This is a genomic window from Bradyrhizobium nitroreducens (assembly GCF_002776695.1).
Lineage (GTDB): Bacteria > Pseudomonadota > Alphaproteobacteria > Rhizobiales > Xanthobacteraceae > Bradyrhizobium > Bradyrhizobium nitroreducens.
Window position 1 is genome coordinate 4,001,642 of the sequence record NZ_LFJC01000003.1, and the last position, 25,223, is coordinate 4,026,864.

A 25,223-nucleotide genomic window follows, 5' to 3' on the forward strand; every position below is an offset into this window, starting at 1 on the left:
AGGCAACATGAAACAGAAACTCGGATATCTCGCAGTGCCGCTGCTGATGGCGGCGGCATTCACCACGCAAGCGCGTGCCGACGGCGAGACCATCGCCGTGTTCACCAAGAACCAGACCAATCCGTTCTTCCAGACGGTGCGGGTCGGCGCCGACAACATGGCGAAGACGCTGAACGCCAAGACGCTGCAATACATCCCGACCAAGCCGGACTCGATCCCCGAGCAGCTCAGCCAGATCGAGGACGTCGTGGTGAAGAAGCCGAGCGCGATCGTGTTCACGCCTGTTGACTACAAGGCGATGGTGCCGGGGGTCGAGAAGATCAACGAGGCCAAGATCCCCGTCGTCAACATCACCGACCGCTCCGCCGGCGGGAAATTCCTCTCCTTCGTCGGCGCCGACGATTACAGCCTGGGGCTCGAGACCGCGCGCTTCCTGCTGAAGACGCTCGGCGGCAAGGGCAACATCGTCATCATCGAGGGTGTGAAGGGCTCACTCACCAATGTCGATCGCGTCCGCGGCTTCAACGATGCGCTGAAGGAGGCGCCCGGCGCCAAACTGCTGGCCTCGCAGCCCGGCAATTACCAGCGGCTGCAGGCGCTCCAGGTGATGGAGAACCTGATGCAGTCGAACTCGCAAATCGACGGCGTGCTCGCCGCCAACGACGCCATGGCGGTCGGCGCGATCGAGGCGCTCGACGGCGCCAACCGCAAGGCCCAGGTGATCGGCATCAACGGCACCAAGGAGGCGATCGACGCGATCAAGTCCGGCAAGCTGCTCGCCAGCGGCGACTACAACGGGTTCGCCCAAGGCTGCCTCGGCACCATGATGGCGATCCGTAGCCTTCGCAATCAGCCCGTCATCGCCGAGATCGTGCTGAAGCCGACCGTGATCACCAAGGAGAACTACCAGCCGTTCGACGTGCCGCTGGAGCAGCGCACCTGCCCGACCTTCGAGGACGCCAGCAAGCTCGGCGCCAAGTAGTCCACCTATCGCACCCGGACGGTCGCCTCGGCGGCCGTCCCAAGAACGACACCAAGAAACGGAGACCACCATGCTGTTCGCCATCCATGCCCTCGACCGCAGCGGCGCGCTGCCGACGCGGCTCGCCAATTACGATGCGCACAAGGCGTTTCTGAGCGACACCTCGCGCTTCGGCGTCAAGATCGTGATGTCGGGGCCGCTCGTCTCCGACGATGGCCAGACCATGATCGGCAGCCTGTTCCTGATCGAGGCGCCAGGCCGTAGCGAGGTCGAGGCTTTCAACCGCGCCGATCCCTTCGCCGCGGCCGGCATCTGGGACAAGGTCACGATCACCGGCTTCCTGCGCCGGCAGGGTTGAGCCCGGCCCCAACAAAAAATGCGAAAACAACCCCATGCACAGTAGAATGGGGTTGATTTTGCACGCAAATTTGCGCCGCAAGCAGCCTTGATACGTCGGGCAGCGGAGCCGGCACAGGCTATTGTTTGAGCATGATCCGGCAAAACCGCTACGCACTTTTCCGGATCATTCTCCAGCTTCAATCCGCGAACGGACCGCCTCTGCATTTCGAATATTGCTGGTCGCATTTCTGCATGCATTTCGTGCCGGTGCATTTTGAGCTGTTACAGCTCAACCACTTCCGGTCGCACATGGATGCCCGGGCGGAGGCCGGCGCGGTCGACCACGCGAACAGAACGATCGCGCAGCAGGTGAAAGCCGTCAGACGCCTGACGTGGATGGTGGTTGTTGCGATTGTCATACCGATTCCTCTTGTTGAATGGTCCGCACTGGAGAGGTGCGATGGATATCTAGAGCGTCACAGCGTCTTGCAGATCTGATAGCGGCGTTCACACAATTGCTGGCATGCGGACTTGTTGAAGGGACAGTAGCAGGACCGGCTGCATTGAATCTTTCTAGCGGCAAAGGCTGGTGCGGCTTGCAGGGAGAAAACGGCAAGAGCCGTAAGGCCGAGGGCCATCATCAGAAGGCTACGCATGTTCAGATCTCCTGTCTTGGTTCGAATTTCAGCGTGGACGTCAGCTGTTCAATACGCGAGCTGCGTCGCAGACGTGCTCGCATGGCCACCGGCTTCGGCCGCACGCCCGTTCGCCCCGCGTATTGCAAAATCCAACGGGGCCGTTACTCCGCAATGATCTCGCCGGATCCGCCGAGTTCGGCCGGAAAGTCGCGGAGCTTGGGCAGGCCGTCGCGCATCGGCAGAACCGTCTCGGCGTAGTTGACGTGAACCGCAGGCACGAAATGCAACGTCGGTATCGTCGCGGCAAACACGTCGACGAGTCCAAGCGGCTGATGATTTGTCAGGAGATGACCGCCGCATCGCCTGCAGTACTGGCGCTCACTGAGCGGCGTCTTCTGGTACATCGCGATGTTTTCGGCTCCGGATACGATTTCAACAGTCCCAACCTTCCACAGGCTGAAGGCGTTGACCGGTCCGCCCGACCAGGAGCGGCAAGAGCGACAATGGCAATAACCCATGGCCTCGGGCGCACCGCTGACGACAAGCGCGACCGCTCCGCAAAAACAGCTTCCAGCGTGACTCATTCAAATCCCTTTCAAAGTCGGACAACTCACTTCGACTAACAGGGACCTTTGGGTCACTTCCAGTTCTGAAACTGTACTCGATCTCAGCTCGCGAGCTTGCGCTCCTTCGCGAACGGGCTGAGGCCGAGCCAGGTTTGCATGGCGGACGCAATCTTCCGGTCGCCCGTCAATAGCATTCGCTGGTTGCCGACAGCCGCTCGCACGGTGTCCAGCCCCATCCAGATCGCCGTCATCGTTCGCAGGTCAACCGAGACATACAGGTCGACGTCGAAGCCGGGATCGACCGAGCAGAGATCCACGCCATCCTCGGGGTCGACGATCAACCACCAGGACCGCTGCGAGGCCGGAAGCTCGGGATAAGCGAACTGAATCACGTTGCGCCCCTTCGGCATCGGCGTCGTGTTCAGATTTCGCCGCATGTCCCACATCAGAAGCTGGACGTCGAGATGCTGGAGCGACAGGTCCGCTTCAATCCTGCGCTGGCCCCAGATGCCGAAGGCCTCGACAATCGGCCCAAGCTCGCGCCCGGAAGCGGTCAGATGATATTCGAATATGCCCGGATCTGACACGGAGGGCTCGCGAGCGAGGATTCCGGCAGCCTCGAGATCTCTTAGTCGCTGCGACAGCAAGGCGGGCGACATGCGCGGCACTCCGCGGCGCAATTCATTGAAGCGAGTCGAACCAGCGACGAGTTCGCGCAGCAACACTACGGTCCAACGCGTGCAGAGGACCTCGGCCGCCATCGCGACCGGACAGAACTGCTTGTAGCTACCGACGGCCATGTTTCCCTCCGACACCCGAGCGGGGAACCCTAACCGTGGAGTGCGTCCGACTCCAGTTCAGTTTCTGTATCGGTTTCGATTCAGTTCCTGAACTGGTTGCGCACGAGACCGGCTGATAGCTCGCCCACATGCGGGCTTTCGGGCTCCGCCCCACCCTGGCGCTCTGCCACTATCGTTTCTCCGACAGGAGAGCGCTGTCCCCTTAGATGAACAGGATTTCCAATGCGGAAACACTCGAGCCATACCCCCCTCCGTTCGATGCTACTGACGATGCTCGCCATCGCCCTGCTTTCGAGCCTGAGCATGCCACCCGCCCTCGCCGCGACAATTTCGCGTAGCGCCGAGGTGAAAGCGTCCGCATCGGCCGTGTGGTCCCTGATCGGTCCGTTCTGCGCCATCAAGGCGTGGTTGCCGCCGGTCGGCGAATGCATCGAGGATGGAAAGGCGCCTCCGACCCGCATCCTCGTCACGAAGGACGGCAAGGCCGCCTTCGTGGAAAAGCAAACGGCGCGAAACGATGCCGAGCGCAGCTACTCCTACGCATTCCTCGCCAGCCCGCTTCCTGTCACCGATTACGCCTCGACCATCAAGGTCACGGCCAATGCGGACGGGACGTCAACTGTGACCTGGACTGGCTCCTATACTCCGGATCAGGGCAAGGAAACTGCCGCAGCGGAGGCATTGACCGGCGTCTACGAAGCGGGGCTCTCGGAGATCAAGACGAGGCTCGCCAAGTAAGCTCACGGCTAAGGCGTCGTGAGACCGGGACGTCGGCCGGCCGTGAACTCGTTCCGGCCGGCTGATCGCGTGGGCGCTTGGGCGACGGCTATTCGGCCGTCGCCGCCGTCCCGTCTTCGAGATGACAGGCCACCCACTGCTCCGGACCGGCCGAGCGCAGCGTCGGCTCTTCGACCCGGCAGCGGTCGAACACGAGCGGGCAGCGGGTGTGGAAGCGGCAACCCTTCGGCGGGTTGATCGGGCTCGGCACGTCACCCTTGAGGATGATGGGATTGCGCTGGGCGCCGGGCTCGGGCAGAGGCACCGCGGAGAGCAGCGCCCTGGTGTAGGGATGCCGGGGAGCCGCAAAGATCTCGCGGCGCGGCGCCACCTCCACGATCTTGCCGAGATACATCACGGCCACACGATGGGTCATGTGCTCGACGATGGCGAGATCGTGGCTGATGAACAGCAGCGCGAGGCCGAATTCGCGCTGGAGATCCTGCAGGAGATTGACGATCTGCGCCTTCACGGAGACGTCGAGCGCGGAGACCGCTTCGTCGCAGACGATCAGCTCCGGTTCGGCCGCAAGTGCCCGTGCGATGCCGATGCGCTGGCGCTGGCCGCCGGAGAATTCGTGCGGCCGCCTGTTCAGCGCCTCGCGCGGCAGGCGGACGGTATCCATCAGCGCGGTGACACGGACTTCGAGATCCTCGGCGGATTTGGCGAGGCCGAAATTGCGGATCGGCTCGGCCAGGATGTCGCGCACGCGCATGCGCGGATTGAGGCTGGAGAACGGGTCCTGAAACACCACCTGCACGCGGCGTCGCATCTGGCGCATCGTGTTCGGCGCGGCATCGTCGATACGCTGGCCGTCGAGGATCACTTGCCCCGAAGTGATGTCGAACAGCCGCAGGATGGCACGGCCGACCGTCGACTTGCCGCAGCCGGACTCACCGACCAGCGACAGCGTCTCGCCGCGCGCGATCTCGAACGACACGCCGTCGACCGCATAGACGAATTCGGACTTGCGCTGGAACAGGCCCTTCTTGACGGGAAAATGCTTCTTGAGGTCGTTGACCTGGAGCAGCGGAGGGCTCATGCCGCGACGGCTCCCTTGGCAGCGTAGTGACAGGCCGCGACGTGACGGGGTCCCTTCTCCTCCAGCCCCGGCGCATATTGGCGGCAGAGATCGGTCGCGAGCGCACAGCGGCCGGCAAAGACGCAGCCTGTGATCGGCTTCCTGAGGTCGGGCACCTGGCCCGGAATCTCGGCAAGCCGTCGTGCCGTGCCCGTCAGCGAGGAGCCGAGCCGCGGCACCGCACCCAGCAGGCCTTGCGTATAAGGATGGCGCGGCGAACGGAACAACTCGGCCACCGGCGCTTCCTCGACCTTGCGTCCCGCATACATCACCATGACGCGCTCGGCGATCTCGGCAACGACGCCGAGATCGTGGGTGATCAGGATGATGGCGGCGCCGACCCGGCGCTTCAGGTCCAGCATCAGCTTGAGGATCTGCGCCTGGATCGTCACGTCGAGCGCGGTGGTCGGCTCGTCAGCGATCAGAAGTTTCGGATTGCAGGCGAGCGCGATCGCGATCATGACGCGCTGGCGCATACCACCGGAGAGCTGATGCGGATATTCGCCCACCCGCCGCTTCGGCTCGGGAATGCCGACCAGCGTCAGCATCTCGACCGCATGCGCCTCGGCGGCGGCCTTGTCGAGGCCCTGATGGATCATCAGCGTCTCGCGAATCTGGCGGCCGACGGTGAGCACCGGGTTCAGGCTCGTCATCGGCTCCTGGAAGATCATCGAGATGTCGTTGCCGCGGATCGCGCGCATCTCGCGGTCGGAGAGCTCGAGGAGATCCTTGCCCGCAAAGCGGATGCTGCCCGCGATCCTACCCGGCGGCTCCGGGATCAGCCGCATCAGCGACATCGAGGTCACCGACTTGCCGCAGCCGGACTCGCCGACGATGGCGAGCGTCTCGCCTTCGTTGACATGGAAGGACACACCGTCCACCGCGCGGTTGATGCCGCTCGGCGTACGGAAATGGGTCTGGAGATTCTCGACTTCGAGCAGCGCCATCGCGATCAGCCTCGATCCATCAGAGGCAACATCACAGGCTCTTGGCCATGCGCGGATCGAGCGCATCGCGAAGGCCGTCGCCGAGCAGGTTCACGGCGAGCACGGTGACGGACAGGAACGCCGCCGGGAAGAACACGATGTAGGGCTTCACCTGCCACAGCGCGCGGCCTTCGGCCATGATGTTGCCCCAGGACGGAATGGTCGGCGGCGTGCCCGCGCCGATGAACGACAGGATCGCCTCCGTGATCATGGCGCTGGCGCAGATATAGGTCGCCTGCACCAGCATGGGCGCGACGGTGTTCGGCAGGATGTGGCGCAGGATGATCATCGGCGTGCGCGTGCCGCAGGCCACGGCCGCATCCACATAGGGCTGCTCGCGCAGCGACAGCACGACGCTACGCACGAGGCGCGAGACGCGCGGGATTTCAGCAACGGTGATGGCGAGGATGACATTGCCGACGCTGCCGCGCGTCAAGGCCATCAGCGCGATCGCGAGCAGGATCGGCGGGATCGACATCAGCCCGTCCATGAAGCGCATCAAGATGCCGTCGGCCCAGCGGATGAAGCCGGAGACCATGCCGATGGCAAGGCCGGCCGCGGATGCGAAGATCGCGACCGACAGGCCGACCGTGAGGGAGACCCGCGCACCGAACAGCACGCGCGAATAGATGTCGCGGCCGAGCACGTCGGTCCCGAACCAGTAAAGCGCCGAGGGCGCGCGCGTCCGCTTCGCGGGTGCCAGCGCGGTCGGATCGACCGTGCCGAGATAGGGCGCGAAGACCGCGATCAGGACCAGCGTCAGCAGCAGCGCGCCGCCGATCGCGACCGTGGGGTGACCGCGCAGGAAGCCGATGAAGCCGTGCCGGATCTTGACCGGCCGAAGGATCTCCGGCAGTTGCGGCGCGAGGACGAATCCGGCCGGAAGCGATTGCGGATTGACGGTGGTGTCGGTCAATAGCGGATCCTCGGGTCAACGAGCGTATAGATAACGTCGATCATCAGATTGACGAGGACGTAAACGAAGCTGAACAGCAGCACGATGCCCTGAATGACGGGATAGTCGCGGCGCAGGATCGCATCGATCGTGAGCCGGCCGAGACCGGGAATCGCGAACACGCTCTCGGTCACGACCGCGCCGCCGATCAGCAGCGCGATGCCGATCCCGATCACGGTCACGATCGGCACCGCCGCGTTCTTCAGCGCATGAATGAACAGGATGCCGCCCTGCCCCAGGCCCTTCGCCTTGGCCGTGCGGATATAGTCCTGCTGCAGCACTTCGAGCATGGCGGCACGCGTGATGCGCGCGACCAGCGCGATGTAGACGCAGCCGAGCGCGATCGCCGGCAGGATCAAATTCTCCAGCCACGGCCAGAAGCCAGAGCTGAGCGGCGTGTAGCCCTGCACCGGCAGCCATTCGAGCTCGAGCGCGAAGATGTAGGCGAGCATGTAGCCGACCACGAAGACGGGCAGCGAGAAGCCGAACACGGCAAAGCCCATGATGACGCGGTCGATCAGGCTGCCGGCCTTCCACGCCGCCACCACACCGAGCGGCACCGCCACCACGATCGTGAGCAGCAGCGTGACGATCATCAGCGACAGCGTCGGTCCGAGACGCTGCCCGATCATGGCGGAGACCGGCAGGTTGGTGAAGATCGAGGTGCCGAGGTCGCCGTGCAGAATGCGCCAGACCCAGCTTCCGAACTGGACCAGGAACGGACGGTCGAGGCCGAGGCTCTGGCGGATGCGCTCCACATCCTCCGGGCTGGCCTGGTCGCCCGCGATCACCACGGCGGGATCGCCCGGCGCGATGTAGAGCAGGCTGAACACGAACAGCGCGACGATCGCCATGACCGGCAGGGTCGCGACGATGCGACGGAGGATGTAGGAGAGCATCTGACCTCAGCGCACGATCATGCGGACTTCGATACGCCCCAGAAGAACGGCAGCGGCCCCTTGGTGATGCCGGAGACGTTCTTTCGCCATGCCGTGTAGGTCAGGAAGAACCCGGTCGGCGCGTAGACGACGTCCTCGATCGCCGCCTTGTTGACCCGCCCGATCGCGGCCTTCTCTTCGTCGATGCTCTTGGCCTCGAACCAACCCGTGATCTCCTTCTCGGTATTCGGGCTGTTGGGCCAGCCGAACCAGGCCTTGTCGCCGTTGGCACGGATCGCGGTATAGGCGGCGGGCGTGATGCAGTCGGCGCCGGCATGCCAGCTGTGGAACATGTTCCAGCCGCCCTGCCCGGGCGGTGTCTTCTGCGCCCGGCGCGAGCCAACCGTGCCCCAATCGGTCGCGACGAAGTCGACATTCATGCCGAGCCGCTTCAGGAGATCCGCGGTGACGTCGCCTTGCGCCTTGGTGATCGGCTGGTCCTGCGCGACGAGGCAGGTCACCGGCTGACCTGAATAGCCGCTCTCGGCGAGCAGCTTCTTGGCCGCGTCGAAATCGCGCTTGCCCTTGAGGATCTCCCCGCCCAGCTCATTGTAGACAGGCGTGTCCGGCGTGAAGAACCCCGGCAGCGGCTTCCACAGCGCGGTGTCGTCGCCGACGATCGCGCGCATGTAATCTTCCTGGCTCAGTGCCATCAGCACCGCGCGCCGTGCCCGCACGTCATTGAACGGCGCGAACAGATGGTTCATGCGGAACGAGCCGATATTGCCGAGGGGATCGCCGATATCGACGCTGATGTTCTTGTTCTTCTTCAGCACGGACACGAGGTCGGCGATCGGGTTCTCCCACCAGTCGACCTCACCGTTCTGCAGCGCAGCCGCCGCAGTCGCCGGGTCCGGCATCACGATCCATTCCACGCGGTCGACCATGATCTGCTTGCCGCCGGCCAGCCACGATGCCTTCTCCTGGCGGGGGACGTAATCGGCGAATTTCTCGAACACGGCCTTGGCGCCGGGGACCCATTCGCCCTTGGCGAACTTCATCGGGCCCGAGCCGACATATTCGGTGATCTGCTTGAACGGGTCGGTCTTGGCGATGCGCTCGGGCATGATGAAGGAGCACGGCGCATTGTTCTTGGCCAGTGCGTAGAGCATTTTCGGGAAGGGCTGCTTCAAGACCCATTTGAAGGTGCGGTCGTCGACGGCGGTCAACTCCTGCTGGATCGCAATGATCATCAGCCCCATCGGATCGCGCGCAGCCCAGCGCGACAGGCTCGCGACGACGTCCTTGGCCAGCACCGGCTCGCCGTCATGGAACTTGAGGCCAGGGCGCAGCTTGAAGGTCCAGGTCTTGCCGTCGTCGGAGGTCTCCTCGGACTCGACCATCTGGCGCTGCGGCTGAAGCTGCGCGTCGATGCCGTAAAGCGTGTCCCAGACCAGCGCGGCCGCATTGCGCACCACATATTGCGTGCCCCAGATCGGATCGAAATTGGCGAGATTGGCCTGCGGCACGAAGCGCAAGGTGCGGGCTGACGCGCCCTGCGCGATGGCCGGTGCCGAGAGGCCGGTCAACGCCAAACCGCCTGCGCCGGCCAGTCCCTTCAATACGGTCCTGCGATCCATGAAGTTCTCCCGTTATTGCCGTGATGCCGGCCATCGTTGGCCAAGAGCAGTGAAACCAGAGCTCATTCGCTTGCAAATGGTATGCCACTAAATGCGCCTTCACCAGCGCGATCTCACTGTCATTTTCGTGAGCTAGACCTCGAGGTCGGCCGGGAGCGTAGGCCGGCGAATTGCCCATTGCCCTCGACAATTCCTGATGGCAGCATTGTGCGATGCATTAATGAGGTTGTCGTGGACGAGAGCGGCACGATCGGATGAAACGGCGCCAGTTCATGTCGCTCATCGGTGGAGCGGCGTTGTCACCGCTCGCCGGGATGCCTTTAACCGCAGAGCCCGGAAGTTGCGGCATCCCTGCCCCACAAGCCGATGGCTGGCCAATTGCGTCCGCCACTGAGGACGGACTCGTCGATACCGCGGCGTTGTGCAGGATGACCGACCGGCTCGCGGCGTCCGCCAATGTGCACGCCGTCCTGGTCGCGCGCGGCGGCAAGCTGGTGTTCGAGCGCTATTTGACGGGCTCCGACGAGATCAACGATCGTCCCATCGCAAACGCCACCTTCGATGCCGATACGCTGCACGACATGAAATCGGTGTCCAAGAGCGTGGCCTGCCTCGCGCTCGGGATCGCGATCGATCGTGGGTTGATCGCGGGCGTCGACGAACCGATCTTCAGCTTCTTTCCCGAATTGTCCGACCTGCGTTCGCCAGAGAAAGACCGCATCCGCCTGTCACACGCGCTCACCATGTCGCTGGGCCTGAAATGGGTGGAGGCGACGCCGAGCACCGGCAACTACAACAATGACGAGGCGCGCATGCACATGGCCGCCGACCCCTGTCGTTATGTGCTCGGTCTTCCCGTGGTGACGCCGGCCGGACAGGATTTCTTCTACAACACCGGCACGCTCACGCTGGTCTCGGCCATCATCCGAAAGGCCGTCGGAAAGCCGCTCGACGAATTCGCGCGCGAGGTGTTGTTCGAGCCGCTCGGCATCACCCGCTACGAATGGACGCGCGTGAAGGGCGACACCGACGCCGGAGGAGGATTGCGCCGGCGTCCACGCGACATGGTCAAGATCGGTCAGCTCGTGCTCGCGGGCGGCCGCTGGAACGATCGTCAAATCGTGTCGCAGGCGTGGATCGACGCGTCGACGAGACCGCGGCTGGAAGCCACGGGTCCCTATTTCTACGGCTATCTGTGGTGGCTTGGCCGCTCCCTCCATGGCGGACGCGAGATCCATTGGGACGCCGCGCTCGGCCGCGGCGGGCAGTCCATCCGCGTCGTTCCCGAGCTCGATCTCGTGGTGGCTGTGACCGCAGGGTATTATCAGGACTACAGCCCGCGCGCGTTTCAGCTGCAGTCCGGCGTTTTCAAGGAGGTCTTGCGTGCGATTCCGGTGGCGGGCTGACTGGCGCGCACCAAGCGGTCAACGCGACAGAAGCAGGCGCCGCCAGCCGATGACCATTCCCGTGACGGAGAACGCCAGCCCAAGCCCGCAAAGCGCGACGATCAGGATGTCGCGCAAGAGAGGACGTGCGAGCAGGCTCGGAAAGTCCAGCGTGTGCAGCGCGCCATACGCCCAGCGATAGGCACGACGCGAAGCATCCAGCCTCTGCAGCACAGTGCCGTCGGCGCTGTCGATATCGAACCAGACCTCGCCGCAATGCGAACGGTAGACCGGTGCACCCGGGACGGTGGATCGTGCAGGATAGTCGTCATTGCCCGCGAGAATGCCGGGAATGCCGCAATCCGCAGCAAGGCGGGTCGTCAAGCCGCGAACCTCTCGCGCGCTGAGAAATCCGCCTTGTCCCGCATCAGACGCATCTTCCGTCCTGACCAGCGCCTGCGCATCCAGCGCAAGCCGATCGCGGCGGTAGACTTCGCCGCCGGAGGCAAACCATTCGGCTTCCCGGACTGATGGCGGCAGCTTCACCCGGTCCAGCAATGACGCTGCGGCCCAGTCGGGCACGGCATTCGCCGCGTCGGCTTCGGGGCCCGTCAGCTGCCCGCGCGAGAACAGCCGGCCATGATCCATCGAGAGCCAGCCGCTGAAGATCCAGCTGAGCACGAACACCATCGCCGCAAGGCCGAGGACGTGATGCAGCGCGTGCCAGCCGCGATAAGGCGTTGCGAGGCGGCCGCTCCTCATCCTGATCCGCACGATGCCGAGCACGGCCCCCAGCAGGGCCGCGATCAGGGCCAGCAGCGACAGCGTCCAGACCACGCCGTCCCACAGCGCCCAATCGCTCCGCAGGACGGTCGGGTAGATCCAGTGCAGCACGCTGCCGACGAGATTCCAGCCGCGCTCGCTTCGCGTCGTATCCAGCACGACCTCGCCGGTGCGCGAGGAGACGTAGACCTCCGTTCCGGTCGCGTCGCCGAGCGCCACCCGAAACAAGGGTCGGTGACGGTCGAAGCCGTTCGGAACACTCCACTGGTCGAAGGCCGCGCGCGCAACGAGAGCCGCATGCGCGGCATCGAGCCCGCGTTGACGCGCATGCGCACCCGCGATGGCGAGCGCCAGATCGGCCGACCGCACCGACGCGTCCTGCCCGTCGGTCGCGCGAACCGCGCGCAGGTGCGCGGCCATCGACACGATGTAGACCGGCCCATCGCCCCGTTGGATCAGCCGCACGCGCGTCGCATCGGGGATGCCGCTCGCGGCCACGGCATCGGCAACCGCGATCCGCGCCGCCGTTGGGTCCAGCGGCGCAAGCCCGGCAAAACGTTCCGCTTCCGTCAGCGACGGGAATGGAACGAAGTGCATCACGATGCCGGTCGCGAACCACATCGCGAACAGCAGACAGAACGCGACCCCGAGCCAGCGATGCAGCAGGACGATCACGCCCATCATCTCGTCAGCGCCCTACCATTTGAACGCCGCCGAGAGCTCGTAGGTGCGCGGCGCGCCGAGCAGGATCTGATCGGGATAGAACGGATCGCCCCAGATCGCATAGCGCTTGTCGGTGATGTTGCGGACGCGGAAGGTCAGGCGGGCCTGGTCGACCGCGCCAAGCACCGTCTTGGGGATGTCGACGAAGGCGTAGACGTCGGCGACGGTATACGCCTTCATCGTCACCGTGTTGGCGTCGGTGTTGTAGCGGTCGCCGACATGCCGGCCGGTGATGCCGAGCTCCACCGGCCACGGCGTGAAGAACCGATACGATGCACCGGCATTGGCAACGATGCGCGGCACGTTCGGCGGCGTGTTGCCGGAGAACGAACCGCCGACGAAATTATAGTCGGCATAGCGCGCGTCGATATAGGCGATGTTGCCCCACAGCCGCAGCGGATCAATCGGCCGCACCGAGGCTGCGAGCTCGACGCCCTTGGACTCCTGCCGTCCGGCAATATTGAGCGCCTGCCCGCCGGCGGCCGCATAGACATTCTTGCGCTGGATATCATAGGCCGAGAACGACCACTCCGCCCGGTTGTCCCAGAACAGGTGCTTGACGCCGGTCTCGTAGGTGCGCGACGTCGTGAGGTCCAGCGGCTGGGTCGGCAACAACAGGAAGATGTTGTTGGCGGACACGTCGGCACCGGTCGCGTACTGGCTGAAGAAGGTGAGGCCCGGCACGGCCTCCCAGGTGTAGCCGATCCGCCCCGTCACCGGCGCCCAGTCCTTGGTGAACGGGAAGCCGGCCTTCACCGAACCGTTGACGTCAGTCGAATTGCGGTCGAGCCCGATATGCTCGACGCGCAGGCCGCCGACCAGCGCGAAGCTGCGCGTCAGCTTCAGCCGGTCCTCGAACGAGAGCGCCTCGTTGTCAATGCGTGCAGTCTGCTGCTGTGTGGTAAGCAGGCCGTAGAATCCGCGGTTGGGATCGACAAGAGAAACGGAATCCCCGGGGAAATTCGCCGCACCCGGCCTGACGAAATCGAGATAGCTCGACGACAGCGTCGTGACCAGCCGGTTGTCGAAACCTGCGATGTTCGTATCCCAGATCAGGTCGGTGATGTTGCCGACCAGGCGCTGGCTGTGCGCGACATAGAAGCGTTCGCGATCCACCAGGTTCGTACCGGAGTTGAACGCCTCGATCTCGTTGTTGAACCAGCTGCGCTCTGCGCCATAGCCATAGGCCTGGCTCTTCAAGGTCAGGTCGGGCGCCAGCTTCAGCTCGAAGCCGCCGCGCAGCCAGACTTCCTGGGCGACGTTGCGATTGTCGAGTACGTTGTAATTGGTGCTGAAGGTACGGTCGTCGATGGTGACCGCGCCGAGATTGGTCTTGTTGTAGTTCGAGACGTAATTGCCCGAGACGATCCCGCTCGTCGCGTGCGAGCCGCTGAAGGCGACCGGCACCAGCGGCGCACCCCAATAGGCCTTGCCGCGATCCTCGCGGTACTCGATCGCGCCCCAGACCTTGAGGCTGTCGGAGATGCGGTAGTTGAGCTGCCCGGAGACGTCGAGCGTCTTGGTATAGGTGTCGTCGACGAAACCGTTGAGCGAGGAGCGGCTGATGTCGAAGCGGTAGTCGAGACCTTGCACGTTGGTGCTGCCGCCCGAGCCGTAATGGGCGCGGAACGAGTTCAGGGAGTCATACGAAAAATCCGCCTCGTTGCGGATCGGCCCCGTGTGCGGTTGCTTGGTGACGAAGTTGATCGCGCCGCCGGCGGCGCCCTCGCCCGAGATCAGCGAGGCCGGACCTTTGAGGAATTCCACGGCCTCCAGATTGGCCGTGTCCATGATCCGCGAGGTCATGTTCTGCGGGCCGATCTTGATGCCGTTGTAGAGCGTGTTGATCTGGCTGTTGGTGAAGCCGCGCATCGAAAAGCCCGCCGGCTCTCCCGGAGCGTCGCCGGAGGTGACGCCGACCGCGCCCTGCGCCACTTCGGACACGGTGCGATAGCCCTGCTCGCGCATGGTCTCGGCCGAGATCACCTCGACGGTCGCAGGCGTCTGGCGCACGGTCAGGCCAAGGCGCGAAGCGCTTTCGGCCACGGCATTGGAGTTGAGCGGCGTCGCCGCTTGCACTTGCGACGATGCGCCCGGAACCGCAGGCCCTGGCGCGGCCGCAGCAGTTGCGGATCGGCGCGATGACGCGCGACGTGCGCTCTGCCCTTCCCGCCCGGCAGGCTTCGCCTGCTTGCGGGACTGGGCGGGCGACACCTCGATCGGCGGCAGCGGCTCCCGAGATTGCTGCGCCAGCGCGGCCGGCATATCAGCCGCAGCCAGCGTAAGGGCAGCGGAGGCGAGCAGGAAGCCGCGCGGTCGTACGGTATGAATGGATGACACGATTTTCGGACCTCGGTATGACGTCAGTGGCACGTCACAGCGAACGAGGTCTCACCACGGGCTTGTCAGCCCTCCGATGAAGCCGAATGTCTGTACTCCCCGACCGACATCTTCGCGTGTGACCACGGCTGACGGCAGGTCTCCTGGCTCGCGGGTCATCACCGCTTCGTCGCCTTCCCGGGACCGAGGGCCCAGTGGCTTGTGACGAAGGATTATCCGCTCACAGTTGCGGGGGCAGCCACGGCGTTGGGGACAAATTCCCCGCACCGCATTCCCTTTTCATCCCCTCTCGGGGAAACCGTCGCGAGCATCTAGGATTACCATCACGACAGAGTCAATGTATCCCATGCGGTGTTATTGCCACAGCGGCCAACTTCCTTTGGAGAGATGAGCATGGAAGGCGAGACCTTCCTCTGGTTGGTCCGGCACGCGCCGGTCGATGGCGTCAAAGGGACAATCCACGCTGCCGACGCGCCGGCCGATCTCGGCGATCGCGCGCGGCTGGAGGTGCTGCGGCAGCGCCTCCCGCAAGATGCCGCCGGTTATGCCAGCCCGTCGCGACGCACGGTCGAGACGGCGCGCGCGCTGGGGCTCGAACCGACCCTCGTCAGCGAATTCCGCGAGCAGGATTTCGGCGACTGGACCGGCCACCGGCACGACGAGCTCGCCGCAACCGGCGGCGAGGCCTATGCACATTTCTGGAATGACCCCGCCGGCGGACGGCCGCCGGGCGGCGAGAGCTTTGCCGATCAGGTCGTGCGCGTCCGGCTGGGTCTGTCGCGGATCGAAGCTGGACCCGCCACGCTCGTCGTGCATTCCGGCACCATCCGCGCCGCGCTCTGTCTCGCGCTGGATCTCACGCCGCAGGCCGCCTTGCGCTTCGTGATCGATCCGCTCTCGCTGACCCGGATCGACCGGCTCGCGGCCGGCTGGCGCGTCGTTTCCGTCAACCAGCGCGTGGCCTGAAGCCGATCAGACAGGCCGATCAGGCACATTGGCCTGCGCGAAGGTCGCCATGCCGTTGTGGAGCGCGCAGGCCAGCCGTACCAGCGGCAGCGCGATCGCCGCGCCCGATCCCTCGCCGAGCCGGAGATCGAGGCTGATCAGCGGCTGCACGTTCAGCGCGCGCAGCACCAGCCGATGCCCCTGCTCCGCCGATTGATGCGAGGGCAGCAGGAAAGGCTGGCACGACGGGTTCAGCCGCACCGCCGCAAGCGCCGCCACGGAAACGATGAAGCCGTCGATCAGCACGGGGATGCGGCGCTGCGCAGCCGCAATGATGGCGCCTGAGATCGCCGCGATCTCCAGGCCACCAACGGCACACAGGATCTTTTCCGGCGAAGCGCCCGCCACGCCGTGACGTGCGATCGCCGCATCGATCACCCGCGCCTTGTGCGCGCGGCCGGCCGCATCGACGCCGGTGCCGCTGCCCGCGATCTCCTCGGCGCTGACGCCGAGCAGGCTCGCTGCAATCGCTGCCGACGTTGTCGTGTTGCCGATGCCCATCTCGCCGAAGATCACGAGATCCGGCTTGCCCGCCTCTGCGCGAACGACCGCGCGCTGGCCGGCCTCGAAGGCGAAGGCCAGCTCCGCGGGAGAGAGCGCGGCCTCCACGCTGAAATCGCGCGTACCATGGCGCGGCTTGTCGGTGATGACGCCGGCCATCGCCTCATTTGCCAGCGTGCCGGCGTCGACGACATCAAGGCTGGAGCCGAGCTCGCGCGCCAGCACCGAGATCGCGGCGCCGCCGGAGGCGAAATTCGCCATCATCGCGATGGTCACGGCTTGCGGATAGGCCGAGACGCCCTGCGCGACGATGCCGTGATCGCCGGCGAAGACGATGATCGGCACGCGCGCGGCACGCGGCTGCTCGGTCGCCTGCAGGCCTGCGAGCTCGATCGCGAGCTGCTCGAGCCGGCCAAGCGCGCCGGTCGGCTTCGTCAGTTGCGCCTGGCGTGCGATCGCGGCGTCGCGATGGGTCGCGGAGATCGCAGGGCATTGTTGGGTAACCCAGTCAGGAAGCATGCTGCCTCGCCTCACGCGCGCGCTTGAGAATGTAGCTGTCCATGATCCAGCCATGCCGCTCGCGCGCCTCTTGCCGCGCCGCGACGATGCGCGGACCGATGTCGGCCAGCGCGCCGGATAGGATGATCTGATCTTGCATGCCGAGATAGGCGCCCCAATAGATGTGCAAGCCTTCCGGATCGAGCGACTGGAACGCCGTGCCGCCGTCGAGCATCACGACAATCGTATCGACGCCTGCCGGCCAACCGCCTTCGCGCAGGCGGCGCCCGGTCGTGACCAGAAACGGCTCGCCGATGTCGTTGAGCGGCAGCGCATGCGCCGCGCACAGCGCCTGGATCGAGGTGATGCCGGGCACGACCTCGATATTGGGCAAGGGATCGAGCCGCCGCGCGATGCGCAGCGAGGAATCGTAGAGCGAGGGATCGCCCCAGATCAGCAGCGCGACCTTGCCCTCGCCGCCGAGATGATCCGCGATCGCTTTCGACCAGGTTGCGGCGACCGCATCGTGCCAGTCGTCCACGCCCTTGCGATAGTCCGCTTCGCCTGCGTCGCGCACCGGAAGATCGAATTCGGCGATGACAGTCTTGTCGTTGGTCAGAACATCCGCGCAGATCATGCGCCTGAGATCGGCGAGATCGGCCTTCGCCGTTCCCTTGCGCGGGATCAGGATGAGATCGGCGGCGTTGACGGCTTCGACGGCGGCGCGCGTGAGCTGGCCAGGATCGCCGCAACCGATGCCGATCAGGGAAAGCGTGAGCATCGCGGGCGCTGGGGGCGGCCATGACGGCCGCCCCTTGTCTCCTCAAGCCGCGTTGTGCAGGCGCGGGGTGACGAGGCCGGGCGCGGTGACGCCGCGCAGCGACTTCGCCAGCGCCAGCACGGCAAGATCAGCCAGCGGCTCGATCACGATGACCAGCGCGTAGGACGCCGCAAACGTCGCGATGCTGGCAAGGTTGCTCATCGCAAAGCCGGAGCCATAGAGCGCCCAGAACGCCACCCAGGCGATCACGCCGGCCTGATAGGTCGTCGAAAGCGCTAGCGCCTGACGATACTTCAGATCGACATAGGCGGTGTTGCGCGAGACGATCCGCGAGGCGATCGCCTGGATCGCGAACAGCGGCACCAGCAGCGTCGTGACGTTCATGCCGTATTGCGGGATGTCGGCCGGCTCGAAGAACACGCCCTGGAAGAAGAGACCGAGCGCGAGGCCGAAGGCGGCGGGCGCGGCCCCGAACAGCAGGAACAAGGTCGAGCCAAGGATGAAGTGCACCTCGGAGACGCCGACCGGGAAGTGCGGCAGGATCTCGAAGAAGGTGAAGACGAGAGCGGTGGTGGCGAGCGTCCGCGCCGCGAACGAGCCGACGCCCTGCTCGCGCACGGTCTCGGCTGCGAGCTTCAAGGCAACGCCGCCTGCGGCGATGCCGGTTGCGTAACTCAACACGAGCTTGGCGCCCGTCACGATGCCGGGTTCGATATGCATGGCTCAGTTCCTTCCTGCCGTCACACCCGACGGCCTTGGCCTCAAAACGTGCAGGGCCGGTCTCCTGGCTCGCGGTTCACTGGGACTTTCGGCCTTCCCGGACCTTGCGGCCCAGTGGCGGATCGAAGTCCCTCACCGCTTACAGTCGCGGGGGCGGCTGGGGTTTTGGGCGCCGCAACTGGGTCCGCCCACCCCCATTCCCGATTATGCTCCGGCGCTTTGCGCCGTGGTGAGCACCATGCCTCTCCTGTGTGCCCCTTTCGCTGAGCCTGCGTCAAGGGGCGAGGCGCCGCCGCGGCGGTCACGAGGGATAATCCCCTGCCAGCGCGCCGAACAGGATCACGGCTGCGGTCGAGGGAGCGCCCCCGCGGGCAAGCTGCTCGGCAAGCTCGGCGATGGTGGTGCGAACCAGCCGCTCGTCGGAGCGGCCGAGGGATTCGGCGACCAGCGCCGGGGTATCTGCGGCAAGGCCATGCGCGATCAATTTTGCGGCAAGCGCCGGAAAGGTGCGCCGGCCCATATAGACCACCGTGGTCGCCTCGGGATCGGCCAGCGCCGCCCAGTTCAGATTCGGCGGCAGCTCGCCTGTGACATCGGCCCCGGTCACGAACTGCACCCGACGCGAGGTGTGGCGCCGGGTCAGAGGAATTCCCGCCTGGGCCGCTGCGGCGCAGGCCGAGGTGACGCCTGGAATGATCTCATAGCCGATGCCGGCCTCGCGCAGCGTCTCGATCTCCTCCTCGAGCCGGCCGAAGATGCCGGCATCGCCGGACTTGAGCCGCACCACGCGCACCCCCGTTGCGGCGTAGTCGACCAGCAGGCGGTTGACGTGATGCTGCTTGGTCGAGGGGCGCCCCGCCCGTTTCCCAACCGCGACGAGGTTGGCTTCGGGTCGGGCGAGATCGAGGATCGCGCCCGAGGCGAGATCGTCATAGAGCACGACGTCGGCCTCGCGCAGCCGCGCGGCACCCCTGAGCGTGAGCAGCTCGGGGTCGCCGGGCCCGGCGGAGATGAAGGAAACGAATCCGCTCACCGGTCCTCCGCGATCAGGTGAAAGAACGTGCCGCTGACGTGGCCCCGGTGCGAGCCGGTCTCGGCAACGACGGCGCCCGTCGCATCATGCACGACGGCCAGCGGCGTGTCAGGCTGGGCGAGAATGGTCGAATAGTGAAACTCATGACCGCGCAGACGCGCACTGGTCCGATATCCCGGCATCGGCGCGGCGAGCGTCGCGAGACGATAGCCCAGATGCATGCGGCGCTTGGCAAAACTCGTCTCGAGGCCAAGCAGGCCCGTCATCTCGTGGCGGACTCCGTCCGCGTCGGTCAAAGCGGTTCCCAGCACCATATAGCCCCCGCACTCGCCGTGCACGGAGCGCGTTTCGGCGAAGGCGCGCAAGGAGCTGCGAAAACGGGCGCTGGACGCGATCCTGCCGGCATGAAGCTCGGGATAGCCGCCGGGCAGCCAGCAGACATCCGCGCTTGCGTCCGGCACTTCATCTGCCAGCGGCGAGAACGGCAATATCTCGGCGCCCGCCGCGCGCCAGGCCTCCAGCATGTGCGGATAGACGAAGGAGAATGCGGCATCGCGCGCAAGCGCAATGCGCTGGCCCGGCGGCACCAATTTCGGTCCGCTCGCCGCCGGCTGCGGCGACCAGCTGGCCGCGGATCGCAGCACCGCTTCGAGATCGACATGCTCCGCCACGAACCGCGCGGCCTCGTCGATCAGCTTGCCGATCTCCGCCTGCTCTTCGGCCTGCACGAGGCCAAGGTGCCGCTTCGGCAGGCTGATCTCGGCGTGACGCGGCAGCGCGCCGAACACGGCGATGCCGGCATCGGCGAGTGCGCGCCGCACCAGGTCCTCGTGCCGCGGACTGGCGACGCGGTTGAGCACCACGCCGGCAAGGCGCACGCCGGGGCGATAATCGCGAAGGCCCGCGGCGATTGCGGCTGCGGTCTGCGCCTGGCCGGAGGGATCGATCACCAGCAGCACCGGCCAGCCCAGCATCTCCGCGATGTCGGCGGTGGCACCTGTGCCGGAGACGCCGCGCGCGGCGACGCCGTCGAACAGGCCCATCGATCCCTCGGCGAGCACGATATCGGCATCGGCGCCGCTGCTGACGAGGTGCGCGATCGTGCCGCGCTCCATCGCCCAGCTATCGACGTTGACGGAGGCGCGGCCCGTGGCGGCGGCATGGAAGGCGGGGTCGATATAGTCTGGCCCGCTCTTGAAGCACTGCACGTTCAGGCCGCGATGGCGCCAGGCACGCGCGAGCGCCAGCGTCAGCGTGGTCTTGCCGACGCCGGAGGCCGGTGCGGAGATGACGAGGCCTGCCGCCATCACGACGCCTCCGGAAAGCGTGGTTCGGCGCCGACCGGCCGATAGCGACGGTCGTAGTCGACCGCATAGAGGCGGCTCTCGTCGAAATCCGCAGCGCCGAGCGTCTTGCCGACGAGGATCAGCGCGGTGCGCTCCATCTCGGCGCCCACGGCCGCATCGAGCGTTGCCAGCGTCGCGCGCACGATGCGCTGGTCCGGCCAGCTCGCGCGCCAGACGATCGCAACCGGGCAATCTGCGCCATAATGCGGCGTGAGCTCGGCGACGACCTGATCGAGCAGATGGATCGACAGATGGATTGCGAGCACCGCCCCGGTGGCAGCGAAAGCAGCAAGCTTCTCGCCCTCGGGCATCGCGCTGGCGCGGCCGGGCGTGCGCGTCAGCACCACGCTCTGAGCGAGCCCCGGCAGCGTCAGCTCGGCCTCCAGCGCGGCCGCGGCAGCCGAGAAAGACGGCACGCCCGGCGTGACAGTGTAGGGGATCCCGAGCGCGCGCAGGCGACGAAGCTGCTCGCCCATCGCCGACCAGATCGCGAGATCGCCGGAATGCAGCCGTGCGACGTCCTTGCCGTCGGCATGCGCCGCGGCGATCTCTGCGATAATCTCGTCGAGCGACAATGGTGCGGTGTTGACGATCCGCGCACCGGGCGGGCAATGCGCCAGCACGCCCTCGGGCACGAGCGAACCGGCATAGAGACAGACCGGACACGCCGCGATCAGGTCGCGGCCGCGCAGCGTCAGCAAATCGGGTGCGCCCGGCCCTGCGCCGATGAAATGCACCGTCATGCGCCGTCTCCTTCCGCGATCGCGGCCGTCGCCGTGCGATCCTGCGAGACCACGCGCGTCGCAATCAGCCGGGCCCGAGGGCCGGCAACCGCGAGCGCCGCGGCTTCGGCGACCGATCCGGTATTGAACTTTTCCACGACGAGCTTCGACTGCGTCGGCGTTTCGATACCTGCCAGCATGTCGGCCGACACAGGCTTGATCGGCAAACCGTACTCGCGCGCGAGCTGCTTCAGCGGCTCCGTATCGGCTTTGTCGCTGACGGTCGCCATCGCGGCCAGCCCATCGGGGCCGCCCGCTGCCAGCAGCGCCTCGCGCAGCGAAGCCAGCGTGACGTCCTTTCTGAATCCGAGCCCGGCGACCTTCATCGGACCGCGCTCCACTGCACGACCGGGCGCGCCGCTTCCCATGAACGATAGCGGCCGAGCGGCGCGGCATGTGCGATCTCAACCCGCATCAGCTCGCCGCCGTGGCGCTGATGCAGCTCGCCGAGCAGCGCTTCCGTCTCCAGCGTCACGGAATGCGCGACGAGCCGCGTCCCGGGCGTGAGCCGCGACCAGACGGCATCGAACAGCGCGCCATCAAGGCCACCGCCGACGAAAACGGCGTCGGGCGCGTTCAGCCCCGCAAGGACCTCGGGCGCTTTCCCCGTGACGACGGTGACGCGGTGTGCCAGCCCGAACGCCGCCGCATTCTTGCGGATATTCTCGGTGCGATCCTCGCGCGCTTCGACTGCGCTCGCCAGTCCCCCGCACAGCGCCCACTCGATCGAGATCGACCCCGATCCGGCGCCGATGTCCCACAGCCGTTCGCCCGGCCGCGGCGCCAGCGCGGAGAGCGCCAGCGCGCGCACCGGCCGCTTGGTGATCTGGCCGTCATGGACGAAGAGATTGTCTGGCAGTCCGGAACTGCGGGGAAGGCCCTGCCCGCCTCTCGCCAGCAACGCCACCGCGATCAGCTTCTCATCGCGATCATCGGCAAAGAGATCGGCGCGATGCTGATCGACAATTTCACGTGGACCGCCGAGGGCAGCGAGAGTCCACAGCAGCGAAGCGCCCCATCCGCGCGCCGTCAGCCATCTGGCGAGATCGCCCACCGCCCTTGAATCGCGCATCAGACAGATGACGCGCGCATCGCGCGCCAGGTGCGGCACCAGACGCTCGAACGGCGCGGCGTGGAGCCCGAGGCACGCGACCGATTCGAGACGCCAGCCGAGCCGCCCGGCAGCGAGCGAGAACGTCGAGGGGCCCGGATAGGTGATCCATTCGTCACCACCGAGCTTCTCGGCAAGGCTTGCTCCGGCGCCGTGCCAAAACGGGTCGCCGGAAGCGAGCACCACTGTCGGCCGGTCACGGCAGCTCAGCACGACGTTCGCGTCGAACGGTACCGGCCACGGACGACCGCGGTCGCCCACACCGGCCAGCGCGAGATGTCGTTCGCCGCCGAACACGGTTTCGGCTTCATGGAGCGCCTTTCGGCTTGCCTCGGACAGCCCGGCAAGGCCATCTTCGCCGATACCGATGATGGTCAGCCAGGGATCAGCCATACGCGCCCTCATTCTGGGCGGAACCGCCGACGCGAGCGAGCTTGCTGCGGCAATCGCGCGCGCGCGCATCGACGCCGTCTATTCCTATGGCGGCCGCACCCGCGCGCCGGCGGATCAGCCGCTGCCGACCCGTATCGGCGGCTTCGGCGGCGTGAGAGGTCTCGCCGATACCATCCGCGCCGAAGGCATCACGCACGTGATCGACGCGACGCATCCGTTCGCAGCCGAGATGAGCCGCAATGCTGTTCAGGCGTGCGCGGCCACCGGCACGCCGCTCATCGCGCTCGAACGCGCGCCTTGGCCGAAGACGCCTGGCGACAATTGGATCGAGGTCACCGATGTCGACGCTGCAGTCGCGGCGCTGCCCGAGGCCCCCACAAACGTGTTCCTCGCCATCGGCCGCCAGCACATCGCGCCGTTCGCACGCAAGAATCAGCATGCCTACACGCTGCGGTTCGTCGATCCGCCGGAAGCGCCCCTGCCTTTCGCCGCCGACGTGATCGTATCGCGCGGACCGTTTACGCTTGAGGGCGAGCTGGCGATGATGCGCGCGCGCAATATCGCATGGATTGTCGCCCGCAATTCCGGCGGCGATGGCGCGCGCGCCAAGATCGACGCGGCCCGTAGGCTCGACCTTCCCGTGATCATGATCGCGCGACCGGAGCTGCCCGAACGCCGGCGGGTCGAGAGCGTCACTGAAGTGATGCAGTGGCTCGGTCATTCGACCCGCCTCGGTGCATAGACCCAGCGGCCGACGCGGCGCGTCTGCGAATTCCCGACGATCACCAGCGTGCGCATGTCGGCCATCTCGGGTGTCGCATCATTCAGCGTCACGGTCTCGATCGTCTCGTCGGCGGCGCTGATCGCGCGCGCGAAGATCACGAGACGCTCGCCGCAGCCGGCGTCCTTCAGCACTGCGAGCGCGCGGCCAAAACCCTCCGGCCGGCTTGCCGAGCGCGGATTGTACATCGCAATCGAAAAATCGGCTTCCGCGGCGAGACGCAGCCGCTTCTCGATCGCCGTCCACGGCTTGAGATTGTCGGAGAGGTTGATCGCGCAGAAATCATGGCCGAGCGGCGCACCTGCGCGCGCGGCGGCTGCCAGCATCGCGGTGATGCCGGGCAGCACGCGGATCGACAGCGCCTGATATTGCGGTGCCTGCTCGAGCGCCTCGAACACGGCGGAGGCCATCGCGAAGACGCCGGGATCGCCGGAGGACACGACGACGACCTGGCCGCCCTCGGATGCAAGCCGCAGGGCTTCGCTTGCGCGATGAAGCTCCTCGCGATTATCCGAGGGATGCAGCTTGAGTCCGGCCCGCGGCGGCACGCGCGCGACATAGGGCGCGTAGCCCAGAATGTCTGTCGCAGAAGCGAGCGCGGCAGATACCTCCGGCGTCACCAGCGCCTCGTTGCCCGGCCCGAGGCCCGCGATGGTCAGCGTGCCCGTCATTCGGCGGCGTCCAGATGCCGGCCCTTGCCGTGCACCAGCACGATCGCGAAATAGGGGCAGTCGGCGGCATCGATCTCGGCGAGCCGCGCGACACGCTCGCCCGGCATGGTGCCGCGCTCGACCAGCCAGGCGTCATCCAGCCGACCGGCCGAGCTGAGCGCGCGGCGCACCTTTGCGAGATTACGGCCGGTTTTCATGACGACCAGCGCGTCGGAATCACGCATGCGCCGCTCGAGCTCGGCCTCGGCAAGCGTCCCCATCAGCACCGTCGTCACGTCATCGCCGAGCGCGATCGGCTGGCCGACACCGTTCCAGCAGCCGACCATGCCGGGAATGCCGGCGATCACCTCGATCTCGACACGGCCTTGCAGGCGCGTGTGCAGATGCATGAAGGAGCCGTAGAAGTAAGGATCGCCCTCGCAGAGCACGACGACGTCGACCGCGCGCGAAAGCCGCGCCAGGCGCTCGGCCCATTCGTCGTAGAAGCCGGCGAGCAGCTGAACGTATTCGGGGCTGTCGAAGGCGATCTCGGTGGTGACCGGATATTCCATGGGATATTCGGTGACGCCGGCCGCCAGCATGCCTTCGACGATGCGGCGCGCCTGGCCCGGCCTTCCCTTCTTGCGGAAATAGGCGACGTGCTGCGCTGCGCGCACGGTGCGATCGGCGCGCACGCTCATCAGATCGGGATCGCCGGGGCCGAGACCGCAGCAGATGATGCGTCCCAT

At 66.1% G+C, this 25,223-nt stretch carries 26 protein-coding genes and 2 riboswitches; of the genes, 7 read left to right on the plus strand and 19 right to left on the minus strand.

Going from position 1 to position 25,223, the window contains the following annotated elements; all coding sequences use genetic code 11:
- Positions 1-7: 7 nt before the first annotated feature.
- From TSA1_RS19305 to TSA1_RS19315, 3 genes are all read left to right on the plus strand, one after another.
- Complete coding sequence (locus TSA1_RS19305; RefSeq protein ID WP_174718975.1) at positions 8-982, plus strand: sugar ABC transporter substrate-binding protein; 975 nt, start codon at positions 8-10, stop codon at positions 980-982.
- Positions 983-1,052: 70 nt separating this feature from the next.
- A complete protein-coding gene (locus tag TSA1_RS19310) occupies positions 1,053-1,340 on the plus strand; it encodes a YciI family protein (RefSeq protein ID WP_100177744.1) in 288 nt (95 codons plus the stop codon).
- 131 nt (positions 1,341-1,471) lie between these two features.
- The gene (locus TSA1_RS19315) at positions 1,472-1,819 is read left to right on the plus strand and encodes a hypothetical protein (RefSeq protein ID WP_145984335.1); all 348 of its coding nucleotides are present in this window, start codon (positions 1,472-1,474) and stop codon (positions 1,817-1,819) included.
- Positions 1,820-2,120: 301 nt separating this feature from the next.
- Here TSA1_RS19315 and TSA1_RS19320 read toward each other — a convergent pair whose 3' ends face one another.
- Both TSA1_RS19320 and TSA1_RS19325 read right to left on the minus strand, forming a co-directional pair.
- Positions 2,121-2,543, minus strand: coding sequence for a GFA family protein (locus TSA1_RS19320; RefSeq protein WP_100177746.1), 423 nt, complete (start codon positions 2,541-2,543; stop codon positions 2,121-2,123).
- Between the two features lie 83 nt (positions 2,544-2,626).
- A complete protein-coding gene (locus TSA1_RS19325) occupies positions 2,627-3,325 on the minus strand; it encodes a winged helix-turn-helix transcriptional regulator (RefSeq protein ID WP_100177747.1) in 699 nt (232 codons plus the stop codon).
- Positions 3,326-3,628: 303 nt separating this feature from the next.
- On the opposite strand from TSA1_RS19325, the gene TSA1_RS19330 reads away from it, so the two are divergent.
- Positions 3,629-4,063, plus strand: coding sequence for an SRPBCC family protein (locus TSA1_RS19330; RefSeq protein ID WP_245448354.1), 435 nt, complete (start codon positions 3,629-3,631; stop codon positions 4,061-4,063).
- 88 nt (positions 4,064-4,151) lie between these two features.
- Here TSA1_RS19330 and TSA1_RS19335 read toward each other — a convergent pair whose 3' ends face one another.
- The 5 genes from TSA1_RS19335 to TSA1_RS19355 are packed head-to-tail and all read right to left on the minus strand — an operon-like array spanning position 4,152 to position 9,642.
- Entirely contained in the window at positions 4,152-5,144 is a 993-nt protein-coding gene (locus tag TSA1_RS19335; protein ID WP_100177749.1) for an ABC transporter ATP-binding protein, read from the minus strand.
- Positions 5,141-6,130 (minus strand): ABC transporter ATP-binding protein, encoded by a 990-nt coding sequence (locus TSA1_RS19340; protein ID WP_174718976.1) that lies wholly within the window; start codon positions 6,128-6,130, stop codon positions 5,141-5,143. The genes TSA1_RS19335 and TSA1_RS19340 overlap by 4 nt, the downstream gene beginning before the upstream one ends.
- Positions 6,131-6,161: 31 nt before the next feature.
- On the minus strand, positions 6,162-7,085 hold the full coding sequence (locus tag TSA1_RS19345) for an ABC transporter permease (protein WP_100177751.1): 924 nt from the start codon (positions 7,083-7,085) through the stop codon (positions 6,162-6,164).
- Positions 7,082-8,023, minus strand: a complete 942-nt coding sequence (locus tag TSA1_RS19350; protein WP_063195829.1) for an ABC transporter permease — start codon at positions 8,021-8,023, stop codon at positions 7,082-7,084. The genes TSA1_RS19345 and TSA1_RS19350 overlap by 4 nt, the downstream gene beginning before the upstream one ends.
- 17 nt (positions 8,024-8,040) lie before the next feature.
- On the minus strand, positions 8,041-9,642 hold the full coding sequence (locus TSA1_RS19355; protein WP_100177752.1) for an ABC transporter substrate-binding protein: 1,602 nt from the start codon (positions 9,640-9,642) through the stop codon (positions 8,041-8,043).
- Positions 9,643-10,070: 428 nt separating this feature from the next.
- Here TSA1_RS19355 and TSA1_RS19360 point away from each other — a divergent pair, with 428 nt between their 5' ends.
- Complete coding sequence (locus TSA1_RS19360; RefSeq protein WP_245448355.1) at positions 10,071-11,048, plus strand: serine hydrolase domain-containing protein; 978 nt, start codon at positions 10,071-10,073, stop codon at positions 11,046-11,048.
- 18 nt (positions 11,049-11,066) lie between these two features.
- Here TSA1_RS19360 and TSA1_RS19365 read toward each other — a convergent pair whose 3' ends face one another.
- Together TSA1_RS19365 and TSA1_RS39765 are read right to left on the minus strand one after the other, a co-directional pair.
- Complete coding sequence (locus TSA1_RS19365; protein ID WP_100177754.1) at positions 11,067-12,494, minus strand: PepSY domain-containing protein; 1,428 nt, start codon at positions 12,492-12,494, stop codon at positions 11,067-11,069.
- A 12-nt stretch (positions 12,495-12,506) separates the two neighbouring features.
- Complete coding sequence (locus tag TSA1_RS39765) at positions 12,507-14,873, minus strand: TonB-dependent receptor (RefSeq protein WP_174718977.1); 2,367 nt, start codon at positions 14,871-14,873, stop codon at positions 12,507-12,509.
- A 116-nt stretch (positions 14,874-14,989) separates the two neighbouring features.
- A riboswitch (cobalamin riboswitch) is annotated at positions 14,990-15,191 on the minus strand.
- Between the two features lie 75 nt (positions 15,192-15,266).
- Between TSA1_RS39765 and TSA1_RS19380 the strand changes: the two genes are divergently transcribed.
- Positions 15,267-15,839 carry a histidine phosphatase family protein gene (locus TSA1_RS19380; RefSeq protein ID WP_100181214.1) on the plus strand — a complete coding sequence of 191 codons (573 nt, stop codon included), beginning with the start codon at positions 15,267-15,269 and terminating at the stop codon, positions 15,837-15,839.
- Positions 15,840-15,845: 6 nt separating this feature from the next.
- Here the strand turns inward: TSA1_RS19380 and cobT are convergent, their stop codons facing one another.
- The 8 genes from cobT to cbiE form a co-directional block, all read right to left on the minus strand.
- On the minus strand, positions 15,846-16,898 hold the full coding sequence (cobT, locus tag TSA1_RS19385; protein ID WP_100177756.1) for a nicotinate-nucleotide--dimethylbenzimidazole phosphoribosyltransferase: 1,053 nt from the start codon (positions 16,896-16,898) through the stop codon (positions 15,846-15,848).
- Positions 16,888-17,658, minus strand: coding sequence for a precorrin-6A synthase (deacetylating) (gene cobF / locus TSA1_RS19390; protein WP_100177757.1), 771 nt, complete (start codon positions 17,656-17,658; stop codon positions 16,888-16,890). Before cobF ends, cobT begins: the two co-directional genes overlap by 11 nt.
- Before the next feature lie 42 nt (positions 17,659-17,700).
- Positions 17,701-18,378, minus strand: coding sequence for an energy-coupling factor ABC transporter permease (locus TSA1_RS19395; RefSeq protein ID WP_100177758.1), 678 nt, complete (start codon positions 18,376-18,378; stop codon positions 17,701-17,703).
- A 37-nt stretch (positions 18,379-18,415) separates the two neighbouring features.
- Positions 18,416-18,634: riboswitch (cobalamin riboswitch) on the minus strand.
- A 45-nt stretch (positions 18,635-18,679) separates the two neighbouring features.
- Complete coding sequence (cobA, locus tag TSA1_RS19400; RefSeq protein ID WP_100177759.1) at positions 18,680-19,411, minus strand: uroporphyrinogen-III C-methyltransferase; 732 nt, start codon at positions 19,409-19,411, stop codon at positions 18,680-18,682.
- Positions 19,408-20,718, minus strand: a complete 1,311-nt coding sequence (locus TSA1_RS19405) for a cobyrinic acid a,c-diamide synthase CobB (protein ID WP_100177760.1) — start codon at positions 20,716-20,718, stop codon at positions 19,408-19,410. Before TSA1_RS19405 ends, cobA begins: the two co-directional genes overlap by 4 nt.
- Entirely contained in the window at positions 20,718-21,500 is a 783-nt protein-coding gene (gene cobM, locus TSA1_RS19410; RefSeq protein WP_100177761.1) for a precorrin-4 C(11)-methyltransferase, read from the minus strand. Before cobM ends, TSA1_RS19405 begins: the two co-directional genes overlap by 1 nt.
- Positions 21,497-21,865 (minus strand): cobalamin biosynthesis protein, encoded by a 369-nt coding sequence (locus TSA1_RS19415; RefSeq protein WP_100181215.1) that lies wholly within the window; start codon positions 21,863-21,865, stop codon positions 21,497-21,499. Before TSA1_RS19415 ends, cobM begins: the two co-directional genes overlap by 4 nt.
- Positions 21,862-23,043, minus strand: coding sequence for a precorrin-6y C5,15-methyltransferase (decarboxylating) subunit CbiE (gene cbiE, locus TSA1_RS19420; RefSeq protein WP_100177762.1), 1,182 nt, complete (start codon positions 23,041-23,043; stop codon positions 21,862-21,864). Before cbiE ends, TSA1_RS19415 begins: the two co-directional genes overlap by 4 nt.
- Between cbiE and TSA1_RS19425 the strand changes: the two genes are divergently transcribed.
- On the plus strand, positions 23,021-23,785 hold the full coding sequence (locus tag TSA1_RS19425) for a cobalt-precorrin-6A reductase (RefSeq protein WP_100177763.1): 765 nt from the start codon (positions 23,021-23,023) through the stop codon (positions 23,783-23,785). The two genes, cbiE and TSA1_RS19425, sit on opposite strands and share 23 nt — an antisense overlap.
- On the opposite strand, the gene cobJ is transcribed toward TSA1_RS19425, so the two are convergent.
- On the minus strand, positions 23,761-24,495 hold the full coding sequence (gene cobJ / locus TSA1_RS19430; protein ID WP_100177764.1) for a precorrin-3B C(17)-methyltransferase: 735 nt from the start codon (positions 24,493-24,495) through the stop codon (positions 23,761-23,763). The genes TSA1_RS19425 and cobJ overlap by 25 nt on opposite strands.
- Complete coding sequence (locus TSA1_RS19435) at positions 24,492-25,223, minus strand: precorrin-2 C(20)-methyltransferase (protein ID WP_100177765.1); 732 nt, start codon at positions 25,221-25,223, stop codon at positions 24,492-24,494. The genes cobJ and TSA1_RS19435 overlap by 4 nt, the downstream gene beginning before the upstream one ends.

What these genes read in the sequence shown, in the direction of transcription:
- TSA1_RS19305 (WP_174718975.1), top strand. Translation starts at nt 8, where the DNA reads ATGAAACAGAAACTCGGATATCTCGCAGTGCCGCTGCTGATGGCGGCG.
- TSA1_RS19310 (WP_100177744.1), top strand. Translation starts at nt 1,053, where the DNA reads ATGCTGTTCGCCATCCATGCCCTCGACCGCAGCGGCGCGCTGCCGACG.
- TSA1_RS19315 (WP_145984335.1), top strand. Translation starts at nt 1,472, where the DNA reads ATGATCCGGCAAAACCGCTACGCACTTTTCCGGATCATTCTCCAGCTT.
- TSA1_RS19320 (WP_100177746.1), bottom strand. Translation starts at nt 2,543, where the DNA reads ATGAGTCACGCTGGAAGCTGTTTTTGCGGAGCGGTCGCGCTTGTCGTC.
- TSA1_RS19325 (WP_100177747.1), bottom strand. Translation starts at nt 3,325, where the DNA reads ATGGCCGTCGGTAGCTACAAGCAGTTCTGTCCGGTCGCGATGGCGGCC.
- TSA1_RS19330 (WP_245448354.1), top strand. Translation starts at nt 3,629, where the DNA reads ATGCCACCCGCCCTCGCCGCGACAATTTCGCGTAGCGCCGAGGTGAAA.
- TSA1_RS19335 (WP_100177749.1), bottom strand. Translation starts at nt 5,144, where the DNA reads ATGAGCCCTCCGCTGCTCCAGGTCAACGACCTCAAGAAGCATTTTCCC.
- TSA1_RS19340 (WP_174718976.1), bottom strand. Translation starts at nt 6,130, where the DNA reads ATGGCGCTGCTCGAAGTCGAGAATCTCCAGACCCATTTCCGTACGCCG.
- TSA1_RS19350 (WP_063195829.1), bottom strand. Translation starts at nt 8,023, where the DNA reads ATGCTCTCCTACATCCTCCGTCGCATCGTCGCGACCCTGCCGGTCATG.
- TSA1_RS19355 (WP_100177752.1), bottom strand. Translation starts at nt 9,642, where the DNA reads ATGGATCGCAGGACCGTATTGAAGGGACTGGCCGGCGCAGGCGGTTTG.
- TSA1_RS19360 (WP_245448355.1), top strand. Translation starts at nt 10,071, where the DNA reads ATGACCGACCGGCTCGCGGCGTCCGCCAATGTGCACGCCGTCCTGGTC.
- TSA1_RS19365 (WP_100177754.1), bottom strand. Translation starts at nt 12,494, where the DNA reads ATGATGGGCGTGATCGTCCTGCTGCATCGCTGGCTCGGGGTCGCGTTC.
- TSA1_RS19380 (WP_100181214.1), top strand. Translation starts at nt 15,267, where the DNA reads ATGGAAGGCGAGACCTTCCTCTGGTTGGTCCGGCACGCGCCGGTCGAT.
- cobT (WP_100177756.1), bottom strand. Translation starts at nt 16,898, where the DNA reads ATGCTTCCTGACTGGGTTACCCAACAATGCCCTGCGATCTCCGCGACC.
- cobF (WP_100177757.1), bottom strand. Translation starts at nt 17,658, where the DNA reads ATGCTCACGCTTTCCCTGATCGGCATCGGTTGCGGCGATCCTGGCCAG.
- TSA1_RS19395 (WP_100177758.1), bottom strand. Translation starts at nt 18,378, where the DNA reads ATGCATATCGAACCCGGCATCGTGACGGGCGCCAAGCTCGTGTTGAGT.
- TSA1_RS19405 (WP_100177760.1), bottom strand. Translation starts at nt 20,718, where the DNA reads ATGGCGGCAGGCCTCGTCATCTCCGCACCGGCCTCCGGCGTCGGCAAG.
- cobM (WP_100177761.1), bottom strand. Translation starts at nt 21,500, where the DNA reads ATGACGGTGCATTTCATCGGCGCAGGGCCGGGCGCACCCGATTTGCTG.
- TSA1_RS19415 (WP_100181215.1), bottom strand. Translation starts at nt 21,865, where the DNA reads ATGAAGGTCGCCGGGCTCGGATTCAGAAAGGACGTCACGCTGGCTTCG.
- TSA1_RS19425 (WP_100177763.1), top strand. Translation starts at nt 23,021, where the DNA reads ATGGTCAGCCAGGGATCAGCCATACGCGCCCTCATTCTGGGCGGAACC.
- cbiE (WP_100177762.1), bottom strand. Translation starts at nt 23,043, where the DNA reads ATGGCTGATCCCTGGCTGACCATCATCGGTATCGGCGAAGATGGCCTT.
- cobJ (WP_100177764.1), bottom strand. Translation starts at nt 24,495, where the DNA reads ATGACGGGCACGCTGACCATCGCGGGCCTCGGGCCGGGCAACGAGGCG.
- TSA1_RS19435 (WP_100177765.1), bottom strand. Translation starts at nt 25,223, where the DNA reads ATGGGACGCATCATCTGCTGCGGTCTCGGCCCCGGCGATCCCGATCTG.